At 46.0% G+C, this 13,104-nt stretch carries 4 protein-coding genes, 4 rRNA genes and 1 pseudogene; 8 read left to right on the top strand and 1 reads right to left on the bottom strand.

Annotated elements, in window-relative coordinates; translation table 11 throughout:
- The first annotated feature begins 231 nt into the window (after positions 1 to 231).
- The 7 genes from ELR70_RS19050 (at position 232) to rrf (ELR70_RS19020) (ending at position 11,143) form a co-directional block, all read left to right on the top strand.
- Positions 232 to 2,346 (top strand): methyl-accepting chemotaxis protein, encoded by a 2,115-nt coding sequence (locus ELR70_RS19050; RefSeq protein ID WP_054015297.1) that lies wholly within the window; start codon positions 232 to 234, stop codon positions 2,344 to 2,346.
- A gap of 95 nt (positions 2,347 to 2,441) precedes the next feature.
- Entirely contained in the window at positions 2,442 to 4,382 is a 1,941-nt protein-coding gene (locus tag ELR70_RS19045) for a DNA topoisomerase III (protein WP_054015296.1), read from the top strand.
- A 75-nt stretch (positions 4,383 to 4,457) separates the two neighbouring features.
- The gene (locus tag ELR70_RS19040; RefSeq protein ID WP_054015295.1) at positions 4,458 to 5,315 is read left to right on the top strand and encodes a tetratricopeptide repeat protein; all 858 of its coding nucleotides are present in this window, start codon (positions 4,458 to 4,460) and stop codon (positions 5,313 to 5,315) included.
- Positions 5,316 to 5,940: 625 nt separating this feature from the next.
- Positions 5,941 to 7,473: ribosomal RNA gene (locus tag ELR70_RS19035) — 16S ribosomal RNA — on the top strand.
- A gap of 398 nt (positions 7,474 to 7,871) precedes the next feature.
- Positions 7,872 to 10,751, top strand: a 23S ribosomal RNA gene (locus ELR70_RS19030).
- A gap of 117 nt (positions 10,752 to 10,868) precedes the next feature.
- Positions 10,869 to 10,983, top strand: a 5S ribosomal RNA gene (rrf, locus tag ELR70_RS19025).
- Positions 10,984 to 11,028: 45 nt separating this feature from the next.
- Positions 11,029 to 11,143: ribosomal RNA gene (rrf, locus tag ELR70_RS19020) — 5S ribosomal RNA — on the top strand.
- Together the 16S, 23S and 5S rRNA genes form the textbook arrangement of a ribosomal RNA operon.
- 192 nt (positions 11,144 to 11,335) lie before the next feature.
- Here the strand turns inward: rrf (ELR70_RS19020) and ELR70_RS19015 are convergent.
- A pseudogene (locus tag ELR70_RS19015) lies at positions 11,336 to 12,407 on the bottom strand (IS630 family transposase).
- A gap of 286 nt (positions 12,408 to 12,693) precedes the next feature.
- Here ELR70_RS19015 and flgB point away from each other — a divergent pair.
- Complete coding sequence (flgB, locus tag ELR70_RS19010) at positions 12,694 to 13,104, top strand: flagellar basal body rod protein FlgB (RefSeq protein WP_010385596.1); 411 nt, start codon at positions 12,694 to 12,696, stop codon at positions 13,102 to 13,104.

The following is a 13,104-nucleotide window of genomic DNA, read 5'->3' as shown; positions in this document are numbered from 1 at the left end:
GCGACTCCTTTTGTATATATCCCCAACTTTTCATCCTGCTGAGCTGTCTAGTCGGCTCTCACCCATTCAACTCTTCGTAATCAGTACGAATTATGCACTATCCTTGTTTAATGTAAAAAAATCGCCCAATAGTGTAGTCATAATTACTTAAAGCTGTCATTTTAGAATACGCAAGATAGCGAAACTTTTGCTAAAGTTATCCCAATAAACAACCATTTGTGAGTGTTTTATATGCAGCATATGTCCATCAAGAAGAAGCTTATCCTGTTTGTGGTCACGCTGGTGACTGCCCTTGTTGCCTTGCTAGTAACAACTATGTGGATGAACCTGCAAAAAGAGAACAAAGTGCAGAGTACACAACTCAGAGAGCTGGCTTATCAGGAGATTAGAACGGGGTTAACGGCACAGGGACAATACTATGCACGCCAGGTTGCAGAGTTTATCAACTCGGCTTATCGGGTGCCTTATACATTGGCAGGAGCTCTGAAAGAAACTTCTGTGAGCACACCACTGGCGCGGAGTCAGGTGCAAGATCTTGTCGCCGGCGCATTGAAACAAAATCGTTTTGTATCCTCAATGTATGCTCAGTTTGAACCAAATGGATATGACCAACAAGATCAAGCCTATACGTCTGGGGCCAGTCACTCTGCACCGGGCGATGGTACGCTGGAACTATATTTCACCCGTGATGCGAGCGGGATCACGCAACACCAAATTGAGTCTGCGGCTGATAAATATTTAGATAAACGTAACGAGTTTGGACTTCGCGAAGCCGAATGGTATCTCTGTGCGCGCGATAGCGTGGCGCCTTGTATTATGGAGCCTTATTTGTACGAGATTTCTCCAGGCAATAAGATGCTGATGACATCACTAACTGTACCAGTTGATGTTAACGGGCGTTTCCAGGGGCTGGTAGGGGTTGATGTGAACTTGCCGGTATTCCAGAAGCTGGTTGATGAATTATCAGAGTCCCTTTATCAGGGGCAAGCGAAAGTCTCTTTGCTCAGTAAGTTGGGGTTGGTTGTTGGTGCCAGCCATTACGATAAACTTGCCAGACCTTTGAAAGAGTCTGTAAACCCGGACGTAGCTGATAAATTATTGAACTTACATCAGGAAGGCGGGTTCAGTGAAATAGGAGATATGCTGGCTATTGCTGTACCTATTGAAATCAAACTTGCGAACACCACCTGGTCTTTGGTTATTGAATTACCTAAAGAGGTTGCACTGGCATCTGTTACTCAGATAGAGCAGCAAATAGAAGAATCAACCAACTCCCTTGGGCGTTGGATGTTGTTTTTGGGCACCGTCGTTGCGGCTGTGGCACTGGGCCTGGCGCTTGTACTGATTAACACCATCATCGGCCCATTAACCTATATAGAAGAGCGGGTGGATAGCCTGGCTTCTAGCGAAGGCGACCTGACTCATAAACTGGAAGTGAGTCACCATGCTGAGTTGATATCTCTGGCCAATGGTTTCAACCGCTTCACTGATAAACTCAGGAGCATGATCATTGATCTCAAGGAGTTGGCTGAGGAGTCATATGCCCAATCTCACAAGACAACAGAAGCTGCCATCAATATTAAAAACAAGGTATCGAATCAGCATCTTGAAATAGACAGTGTTGTGACCGCAATTAACGAGTTGAGTGCAACAGCAACAGAAGTTGCCAGAGCCTCGGAAAAAGCAGCTTCAAGTACAAATCATGCTGTTGAGACGGTGCAAAGTAGTGAACGAAGTATAGTCAGAACAACAGAGACAGTGCAGGAAATCGCCGAGCAGGTATTAGATGCAAAAAATGCATTCGGCAAGGTTTCTGAGCGAAGTGGTGATATTTCCAAAATCCTGGATGTTATTCGTGCCATTGCTGAGCAAACTAATTTACTTGCGCTAAACGCGGCGATAGAAGCGGCCAGGGCAGGTGAACAAGGTCGAGGGTTTGCTGTGGTCGCTGATGAAGTACGCGCACTGGCTTCAAAAACGCAGGCTTCAACCGATGACATCAGCAAGCTCATTGATAATCTTCAAAGTGAAGTGACAGGCTCGGAGCAGATCATTGAAAGGACCGTCAGTCAGGGTGAACAAGCGGTTTCATATTGCCGAGAGTCTGCAGAGTTAATGAGTAGCTTAGTGGGCGAACTAAGCAGTATTTCAAATGAGGTAACACAAATCGCGACCGCGGCGGAAGAGCAAAGTATGGTGACAGAGGAAATTAGCACCAACACAACAGGTATTTCTGACGCCGCTGCGGAGCTGTCTGGCTTTGCCGATGAAGTAGAACAAGCAGCAAGTGCCCTGACCTATATAGTGGAGCAAAAGCACAAGCAGTTAAATCTACTTAAAACTTAAGTTCCATCTCTATCTGCATGTCCTGCAGGGTCAACTCTGGCAATTACCGTCAGAGTTGACTATCATAACTGTAAATACATACAGTTATTTCAATAATGAAACTTTATATTGCCGAAAAACCTTCCCTTGGCAGAGCCATTGCAGATGTTTTGCCTAAACCACATAAAAAGCATGATGGCTATATTGAGGTGGCCAATGGAGATTGTGTTACCTGGTGCATTGGCCATTTGCTGGAGCAGGCTGCTCCAGAGGACTATGATCCTAAATACAAAAAGTGGCAAATGATTCACTTACCCATTATTCCAGAGCATTGGCAATTTAAAGCGAAGCCCAAAACCAAGAAGCAACTCAGTATTGTCAAAAGGCTGATCAAGCAAGCTAAGTTTCTGGTTCATGCAGGGGATCCAGACAGAGAAGGCCAGTTACTTGTTGATGAGGTGCTGCAGGAAGCAAAGCCATCGGCATCTAAAAAGCAAGCCACCCAGCGGCTGCTGATCAGTGATTTAAATCCATCAGCAGTAAAGAAAGCAATAAGTCAAATGCGTATGAATCAGGAGTTTGTACCTTTAAGTGTTTCTGCTTTGGCCAGAGCAAGAGCAGACTGGTTGTATGGTATGAACCTAACCAGAGCATATACACTGGTAGGGCAGAAAGCGGGGTTCCAGGGAGTGCTATCAGTAGGGAGGGTACAAACACCGGTCCTTGGGCTTGTTGTCAGGCGGGATATTGAAATTGATAACTTTGTGTCTAAGCCTTTTTATGAGGTGCAAGCTCATGTAAAAAAATGTGATGGGAGCGAATTTAGCGCTAAGTGGCAACCCAGTGAGGCCTGTCAGCCTTATATGGATGAAGAGGGCAGAGTTCTGGTTAAAGGGCTGGCAGAAAATGTTGCGTCGCGGGTACTGGGGCAAGATGCTCAGGTTAAAAAAATAGATGCGAAGCCAAAGAAACATAACCCCCCTTTACCTTATAACTTATCGGCGCTACAAATCGATGCCAACAAACGCTTTGGTATGTCTGCTAAACAAGTGCTGGATATCTGCCAGACGCTCTACGAAAGACATAAACTGATCACTTATCCCCGCTCGGATAATCGCTACCTGCCAAAGGGGCATTTTACTGAGTCAAAGCAGGTATTGGATGCGGCATTAAATAACCAGGGGTTAGAGGAAGATAAAGTTGCTGGGGCAGATCTGAGTTTGAAAAGTAAATGCTGGAATGATGCAAAAGTAGAGGCACACCATGCGATTATTCCAACAGCAAAGAAGCTAAAAACGGCACAGTTAGGCCAGTACGAGCAGCAAGTCTACGAGCTCATTTGTACTCAGTATCTGGTGCAGTTTTACCCGGCCTATCGATATACGGAAACCAAGGTGGAGTTAGAAATTGCAGGTGGGGTGTTTGTTGCTAAGGCCGAGCAGATCATCGACCTGGGCTTTAAACGCTTATTTAAAGTAGAAGAAAAGAAGCAAGTTATCCTGCCCCAGCTGGTAGTCGGCGAGTTACTTCACTGTTTCAAAGGAGAGGTAATCGAGAAACATACTCAACCCCCCAGCCATTTTACCGAAGCAACATTGTTAAGTGCTATGACTGGCATCGCCAGGTTTGTGTCGAATTCAGACATCAAGAAAGTGTTGAAAGAGACCGATGGATTGGGTACTGAGGCAACCAGAGCGGGGATAATCGATTTATTGTTTAAAAGAGGTTTCTTACAACGAAATGGCAAAAGTATTAAATCAACAGAGTTAGGAGTCGCGCTCGTCAAGACGCTTCCCGAAGATCTGTCATTGCCAGACCGAACGGCATTGTGGGAATCACAACTGGCGAAAATCGCAATAAAAGAACAAACCTATCAATCATTTATGCACCCCCTTGAAAATGAAATAGCAGGTATTATCGAGCGCGCGAATACGAGTGACAGTTCCATATTTAGTGGCCTGAAAAGTGGTAAATCTGGTTCCAGAGCCTCATTTTCTAAAAAAAGAACTAAAAAGCGCGCAAGTACTAAAACTGGCCGTCGAAAGTCTGCGGCTTAATCGGATATTATATTTGCCTTGTAATTGGTATGGATGTCACCATATAGATAGTCAAATATCAAAGCTGGGTTGAACATGGAAAATAAAATCTCACTTACACCGGAAAACATTCAACAGGTGTTGGCATCTTCGGATCCTGAAAAGCTCATATTAATGACGTTTTTTAGCGCTCAGGAACCAAACTGTATTGCACAAGCTGATATTCTTGATGCGCTTGCTCAGCAATATCCAAATAATGTAGTGGTTGCTACGGTCGATTGCGATCAACAGCAAATGCTTGCATCTCAATTAGCTCAACAAGTCGGCCTTCAGGCGTTACCGACTTTGGTTGTGCTCAAAGGGGGCACGCCTGTAGATGTTCTCCCTGGTGCAAAAACACAAGAAGAGATTGCCAAGGCTCTGTCGGAGCACCTGCCTTCGCCTGAGCTGATCTTACTTGATCAAGCTAAGCAAGCGCTCGCTAATGGTGAGTTGAATGATGCCTTCGCACTGGCAAAGCAGGCCTACGGTATTGCAAAAGATAACCCAAGAGTTTTGCTGGTATTTGCAGATATCTGTATTCAAATACAAAAAGTAGAAGAAGCTGAGGCGCTATTAGCGTCTGTCCCAGCAGAATCTCAGGATGCCTACTTCACTAACTTAAAGTCAAAGTTAGAACAAGCAAAAGAGGCTCAGGAGTCACCTGAACTTAAGCGTCTTATGGCCGAAGCAGAAGCTTCACCGGATGATTTATCTATATTATGTCAACTGGCTCAGGCCCAGGTCGACACAGGCAAAAAAGCTGATGCATTGGAAAGCCTGATATCTGTACTAAGAAAAGACATGAATTTTGGAGAAGCCAAAAAAGGCTACCTTGATATCATTGCCTCTTTACCAGAAGGTGATGAAATTGCTGCTCGCTATCGTCGAAAACTCTACAGTCTTTTGTACTAATTCTTTCCGCGGCTAAAAATGGTGCAAAAAAGCGCCATTTTTACTTGCGTCTCTTCTGAAATGTACAATACTTAGATCCCCTAGCAGTTATATTGTGTCAAATAGGTGAAAATTTGATGACAAAGCTGTGGGTTTTACGCTGTTCTGTATGTAAAATGGTCGAAAAGGTGTTTTTTCTCACTTTTCTTCAAAAAAGGGGTTGCGCTGGGTTTCGATTTCCCTATAATGCGCATCCACCGACACGGGGCACAACGCTGAAAAGCAACGAGCCAAGTGAAGGGAAAGCCAAACGGAAAGCTTAATAAAGAAAAATTAAATTTTCTAGTTGACTTTAAAAGTGAAGCGGTTAATATGGCGCTCCACTTTGCAGCAAGGCTGCGGTAACTAACTAAGGTTAGTTATACTGTTCTTTAAAAATATGAAGCAATCATCTGTGTGGGCACTCGTACAGATTGAGTTCTAACAGCAGATTCTAGTTCGCTAGATGACGCAAACAAATTTAGAGTCTCAATTGAGCTGAGTGACCAACGGAATAAACATAGTTTATTCAGCACAGTCAATTCGATACCGACAGGTATCAAAATCAGAATTCATTGAGCACGAAACTTCGGTTTCAAAAAACTTTTAATTGAAGAGTTTGATCATGGCTCAGATTGAACGCTGGCGGCAGGCCTAACACATGCAAGTCGAGCGGTAACATTTCTAGCTTGCTAGAAGATGACGAGCGGCGGACGGGTGAGTAATGCTTGGGAACATGCCTTTAGGTGGGGGACAACCATTGGAAACGATGGCTAATACCGCATAATGTCTACGGACCAAAGGGGGCTTCGGCTCTCGCCTTTAGATTGGCCCAAGTGGGATTAGCTAGTTGGTGAGGTAACGGCTCACCAAGGCGACGATCCCTAGCTGGTTTGAGAGGATGATCAGCCACACTGGAACTGAGACACGGTCCAGACTCCTACGGGAGGCAGCAGTGGGGAATATTGCACAATGGGCGCAAGCCTGATGCAGCCATGCCGCGTGTGTGAAGAAGGCCTTCGGGTTGTAAAGCACTTTCAGTCAGGAGGAAAGGTTAGTAGTTAATACCTGCTAGCTGTGACGTTACTGACAGAAGAAGCACCGGCTAACTCCGTGCCAGCAGCCGCGGTAATACGGAGGGTGCGAGCGTTAATCGGAATTACTGGGCGTAAAGCGTACGCAGGCGGTTGATTAAGCGAGATGTGAAAGCCCCGGGCTTAACCTGGGAACTGCATTTCGAACTGGTCAACTAGAGTGTGATAGAGGGTGGTAGAATTTCAGGTGTAGCGGTGAAATGCGTAGAGATCTGAAGGAATACCGATGGCGAAGGCAGCCACCTGGGTCAACACTGACGCTCATGTACGAAAGCGTGGGGAGCAAACAGGATTAGATACCCTGGTAGTCCACGCCGTAAACGATGTCTACTAGGAGCTGGGGTCTTCGGACAACTTTTCCAAAGCTAACGCATTAAGTAGACCGCCTGGGGAGTACGGCCGCAAGGTTAAAACTCAAATGAATTGACGGGGGCCCGCACAAGCGGTGGAGCATGTGGTTTAATTCGATGCAACGCGAAGAACCTTACCTACACTTGACATACAGAGAACTTACCAGAGATGGTTTGGTGCCTTCGGGAGCTCTGATACAGGTGCTGCATGGCTGTCGTCAGCTCGTGTTGTGAGATGTTGGGTTAAGTCCCGCAACGAGCGCAACCCTTATCCTTAGTTGCCAGCGATTCGGTCGGGAACTCTAAGGAGACTGCCGGTGATAAACCGGAGGAAGGTGGGGACGACGTCAAGTCATCATGGCCCTTACGTGTAGGGCTACACACGTGCTACAATGGCATATACAGAGTGCTGCGAACTAGCGATAGTAAGCGAATCACTTAAAGTATGTCGTAGTCCGGATTGGAGTCTGCAACTCGACTCCATGAAGTCGGAATCGCTAGTAATCGCGGATCAGAATGCCGCGGTGAATACGTTCCCGGGCCTTGTACACACCGCCCGTCACACCATGGGAGTGGGTTGCTCCAGAAGTGGATAGCTTAACCTTCGGGAGGGCGTTCACCACGGAGTGATTCATGACTGGGGTGAAGTCGTAACAAGGTAGCCCTAGGGGAACCTGGGGCTGGATCACCTCCTTATCGACTTAGAACTGATTTGTTCGAAGTGTCCACACAGATGATTGTTGCTTGGTGAGTTTACTTACTGAGTAATATTGCTCTTTAAAAATTTGGAAAGCTGATATTAAATTCTCGGAATAACAATGAAAATTGTTGTTCTATAGAGTTTTCGAAAGAAAAATGCCGATTAATCATTCTTTGATTAATTAGCGTCTACTTTAGTATTACTTAACTTCTGGCGAAGTTAAAACTGTCTTTAGCACTACAGCTTAAAATAGATTTTTCAATGAATTTGTTTTTCAGGCAAGGCGCTTAAATATTTTGTCGCAGGGCGCAACCTTACTGGTTGTAACCAAGTAAAATATTTAAGGAACGCAGCATGGGAGACAAAGGCGCAGAAAAACCATTTTGGGTTGTATGGTTAAGTGACTAAGCGTACACGGTGGATGCCTTGGCAGTTGGAGGCGATGAAGGACGTACTAACTTGCGATAAGCCTAGTCAAGCCAGTAAGAGGCGCTTGAGACTAGGATTTCCGAATGGGGAAACCCGGCCCTTTGGGTCATCGTTAACTGAATACATAGGTTAACGAAGCGAACGCGGAGAACTGAAACATCTAAGTACCCGTAGGAAAAGAAATCAACCGAGATTCCGAAAGTAGCGGCGAGCGAAATCGGATTAGCCCTTAAGCTTTAATGTAGTTAGTGGAACATTCTGGAAAGTATGACGATACAGGGTGACAGTCCCGTACACGACAACTTATTTAAAGTGAAATCGAGTAGGTCGGAGCACGTGAAACTTTGACTGAATATGGGGGGACCATCCTCCAAGGCTAAATACTCCCAACTGACCGATAGTGAACCAGTACCGTGAGGGAAAGGCGAAAAGAACCCCTGTGAGGGGAGTGAAATAGAACCTGAAACCGTGTACGTACAAGCAGTAGGAGCCCTTCGAGGGTGACTGCGTACCTTTTGTATAATGGGTCAGCGACTTATATTCTGTAGCAAGGTTAACCATTTAGGGGAGCCGTAGCGAAAGCGAGTCTTAACTGGGCGCTTAAGTTGCAGGGTATAGACCCGAAACCCGGTGATCTAGCCATGGGCAGGTTGAAGGTCAGGTAACACTGACTGGAGGACCGAACCCACTAACGTTGAAAAGTTAGGGGATGACCTGTGGCTAGGAGTGAAAGGCTAATCAAACCGGGAGATAGCTGGTTCTCCCCGAAATCTATTTAGGTAGAGCCTCGGACGAATACTTACGGGGGTAGAGCACTGTTAAGGCTAGGGGGTCATCCCGACTTACCAACCCTTTGCAAACTCCGAATACCGTAAAGTACTATCCGGGAGACACACGGTGGGTGCTAACGTCCATCGTGGAGAGGGAAACAACCCAGACCGTCAGCTAAGGTCCCAAAGTGTATGTTAAGTGGGAAACGATGTGGGAAGGCTAAAACAGCTAGGAGGTTGGCTTAGAAGCAGCCATCCTTTAAAGAAAGCGTAATAGCTCACTAGTCGAGTCGGCCTGCGCGGAAGATGTAACGGGGCTAAACATACCACCGAAGCTACGGCTGCGAACTTAGTTCGCGGGGTAGGGGAGCGTTCTGTAAGTGGCTGAAGGTGTGCCGGGAGGCATGCTGGACATATCAGAAGTGCGAATGCTGACATGAGTAACGATAATGCGGGTGAAAAACCCGCACGCCGGAAGACCAAGGGTTCCTATCCCATGTTAATCAGGGTAGGGTGAGTCGACCCCTAAGGCGAGGCTGAAGAGCGTAGTCGATGGGAAACGGGTTAATATTCCCGTACTTGGTATAAATGCGATGGGGGGACGGAGCAGGCTAGGCAAGCATGGCGTTGGTTGTCCATGTGAAAGGCTGTAGGCTGGTGACTTAGGAAAATCCGGGTCGCTAAGGCTGAGAGTCGAGACGAGCCACTACGGTGGTGAAGTTGTTGATGCCCTACTTCCAGGAAAAGCCTCTAAGCTTCAGTTTATATCGAATCGTACCCTAAACCGACACAGGTGGTCAGGTAGAGAATACTAAGGCGCTTGAGAGAACTCGGGTGAAGGAACTAGGCAAAATTGTACCGTAACTTCGGGAGAAGGTACGCTCTTGTTTGTGAAGGACTTGCTCCGTAAGCAGACGAGAGCCGCAGTGACCAGGTGGCTGGGACTGTTTATTAAAAACACAGCACTGTGCAAAATCGTAAGATGACGTATACGGTGTGACACCTGCCCGGTGCCGGAAGGTTAATTGATGGGGTTAGCTTAGGCGAAGCTCTTGATCGAAGCCCCGGTAAACGGCGGCCGTAACTATAACGGTCCTAAGGTAGCGAAATTCCTTGTCGGGTAAGTTCCGACCTGCACGAATGGTGTAACCATGGCCACGCTGTCTCCACCCGAGACTCAGTGAAATTGAAATCGCAGTGAAGATGCTGTGTACCCGCGGCTAGACGGAAAGACCCCGTGAACCTTTACTACAGCTTGGCACTGAACATTGACCCTACATGTGTAGGATAGGTGGGAGGCTTTGAAGCACAGACGCTAGTTTGTGTGGAGCCGACCTTGAAATACCACCCTTGTAGTGTTGATGTTCTAACTTAGGCCCCTAATCGGGGTTGAGGACAGTGCCTGGTGGGTAGTTTGACTGGGGCGGTCTCCTCCCAAAGAGTAACGGAGGAGCACGAAGGTTGGCTAAGTACGGTCGGACATCGTACGGTTAGTGTAATGGTAGAAGCCAGCTTAACTGCGAGACAGACACGTCGAGCAGGTACGAAAGTAGGTCATAGTGATCCGGTGGTTCTGAATGGAAGGGCCATCGCTCAACGGATAAAAGGTACTCCGGGGATAACAGGCTGATACCGCCCAAGAGTTCATATCGACGGCGGTGTTTGGCACCTCGATGTCGGCTCATCACATCCTGGGGCTGAAGTCGGTCCCAAGGGTATGGCTGTTCGCCATTTAAAGTGGTACGCGAGCTGGGTTTAGAACGTCGTGAGACAGTTCGGTCCCTATCTGCCGTGGGCGTTTGAGAATTGAGAGGGGCTGCTCCTAGTACGAGAGGACCGGAGTGGACGAACCGCTGGTGTTCGGGTTGTCATGCCAATGGCATTGCCCGGTAGCTACGTTCGGAATCGATAACCGCTGAAAGCATCTAAGCGGGAAGCGAGCCTCGAGATGAGTTCTCACTTTAACTTAGAGTTAACTGAAGGGCCGTTGAAGACTACAACGTTGATAGGCGAGATGTGGAAGTGGTGTGAGCCATTGAGCTAACTCGTACTAATTACCCGTGAGGCTTAACCATACAACGCCAAAGTGGTTTTGTTTGTTAGAAGTTAAGAAATAAAGTAGACGACAGAATTTAATACGCTTTTCCAGATTTTAGTGAGACGTTGATAAACGTCTTGCACAACAGTTTATGCTTGGTAACCATAGCGTTTTGGAACCACCTGATTCCATGCCGAACTCAGTAGTGAAACGAAATAGCGCCGATGATAGTGTGGGGTTTCCCATGTGAAAGTAGGACATTGCCAAGCTCCTAATTTATTTAATAAAAATAAAAACAAAATAGAAAAGATTTTCCTGGTGAAAATAGCGTTTTGGAACCACCTGAACCCATGCCGAACTCAGTAGTGAAACGAAACAGCGCCGATGATAGTGTGGGGTTTCCAATGTGAAAGTAGGACATCGCCAGGGCCTTATTGTTAACCCGCTGCAGTAATGCAGCGGGTTTTTTGCTTTTAGCGATTTAAAATGGTGTAGGCAGAATGGCGCTATCTATTCATCTATGAAGCTGGTTGGATGGTGAAGCTCGTCCCTAGCAACCTTTGGGCACAACTCCCTGTGGGGGCTCTCGGCGCGTAGTGCGTGTTATACCATTTTGAACAATTAACTGGTCAGATTTATCCAGTCCCTAAAGCACAATGATTTCACCCTGTCAGCACATGAGATAAACGCATTCCATGCTTCGCTGACCTGATCCAGAATGTCATCGTAGTTTGCAAAGGTTCTGCTTGATAACTTATGTTGTCTGAGCCAACTCCACACTTGTTCTATGGGGTTTAACTCTGGCGAATAATACCAATTTGCTTAATTAAGTGAAATTGGTATAAGTGGCAGCCTAATGATCACTACATTCTCCAGGCCTTTTACCAAACCATCTTTGAAGTGCCAGGCTGCGCGATCCATGACGACCACAGCCATTCTTCCTGGTTGAGTTCTTTGTGATATTTGCTCCAGATGAGAATACATGACTTCTTTATTCACTATAGGTGAGATGAGTGCTTCTGTTTCGCCAGTTGTTGGACACACTGCACCAAATAGATAGGCATATTCGAATTGTTGCTGCTTTACAACTCTTGGACGTGAGCCTTTTTCAGCCCAAACCTTTGTTGTCGAAGTTTGCTGACCAAATCGCGCCTCATCCTGAAACAACACATCAATACGTTCAGGAAGCAGGTGTCCCTGAGTGTGAAGGATCGTTTCCAGCTCGAAGTTTTTTAAAAGCTTCTTGGTGAGCATGGTTTCCTTTAGGGTGGATTGACCGACTGCTGATCCATGAGAAGTTTTGTCTTTTCAACAATCTGTGAACGGCTGATAACTCGTATTCTATGTGAAAAGACTCAGATATATATTGCTGAATATCTTCTAGTGTTAGCCGACCACCTTCCGTGCGGTCTATAGAGTCGAGTACATATGCTTTAAGCTGCTTCAGTTGTGCATCATCCAGTTTGCAAGGACGGCCCGAGCGAGGCAGGTCTTCCCAGGTCTTCCAGGCCCTCTAATCCATAATCGAGATAGTCTTGACCCATTTGTTTACGCTAGTACGACTGACCTTTAAATATTCAGCAATCTGATAGCGAGATTTACCTTCAAAGAAATGAGCCAGTGCGAGTATACGCACTTTCTTTCTTGGGTCTTTAGTCTGTTTGGAAAGCTTAATAAATTCAGAGGGCTGCAAAATCACAATCACATCGATGAAAATTGGATTTTGACATTAGATCACAAATTTAATTAATTTGGTATTAGTATTACATATCACCATATAAGGATAGATGCTAATCCATAAGCCCCAGTCAAATAAGAAGTCTTAGGCGCTCTCAGTAGTGAATAGCTTAACTTATTTAGACGCTTAATCCTTCGTAAGCTGTCTGTAGCGTTGTCGGCAATGCGGCAATTTTCCGCCACTAAAATATTGGCCTTATTCTTGCTTTTATCCCACTAAGTCAAATTTTTGGAGTCGGGTTATGGCAATTAGTTTTGATAAAGCATTGGGGGTTCATCCCCACACTATGCTGATCCGGTCTCAGCGTGCTGAAATTTTGGCAAGTAATATAGCCAATGCAGATACTCCTGGATACAAGGCTAAGGATATCGACTTCGGTCAGGCTTTTAAAGCGGCAAAATCGGCACAGCTAAGCGGCAATAAGATGGTGAGAACCAATGAGAAACACCTCAGTGGTGGGACTCAATTAAATAATGGTATTGAACAATATCGTACGCCAAATCAAGCAGATACTGGTGATGGTAACTCTGTGGATATACAAGTGGAACGAAACTTGTATGTACAAAATGCATTAGAGTACCAAGCTAGTTTGAATTTTTTATCTGGTAAATTTAAAGGGCTAAAGAAAGCCCTTAGTGGTCAAGGTGGGTAA

This window comes from Pseudoalteromonas sp. R3 (genome assembly GCF_004014715.1).
Classification (GTDB): Bacteria; Pseudomonadota; Gammaproteobacteria; order Enterobacterales; family Alteromonadaceae; genus Pseudoalteromonas.
This window is presented reverse-complemented; position numbering and strand designations above follow the sequence as displayed.

Bases quoted from the DNA above. Each gene is read 5' to 3' on its own strand.
- ELR70_RS19050 (WP_054015297.1), top strand. From the start codon at position 232: ATGCAGCATATGTCCATCAAGAAGAAGCTTATCCTGTTTGTGGTCACG.
- ELR70_RS19045 (WP_054015296.1), top strand. From the start codon at position 2,442: ATGAAACTTTATATTGCCGAAAAACCTTCCCTTGGCAGAGCCATTGCA.
- ELR70_RS19040 (WP_054015295.1), top strand. From the start codon at position 4,458: ATGGAAAATAAAATCTCACTTACACCGGAAAACATTCAACAGGTGTTG.
- flgB (WP_010385596.1), top strand. From the start codon at position 12,694: ATGGCAATTAGTTTTGATAAAGCATTGGGGGTTCATCCCCACACTATG.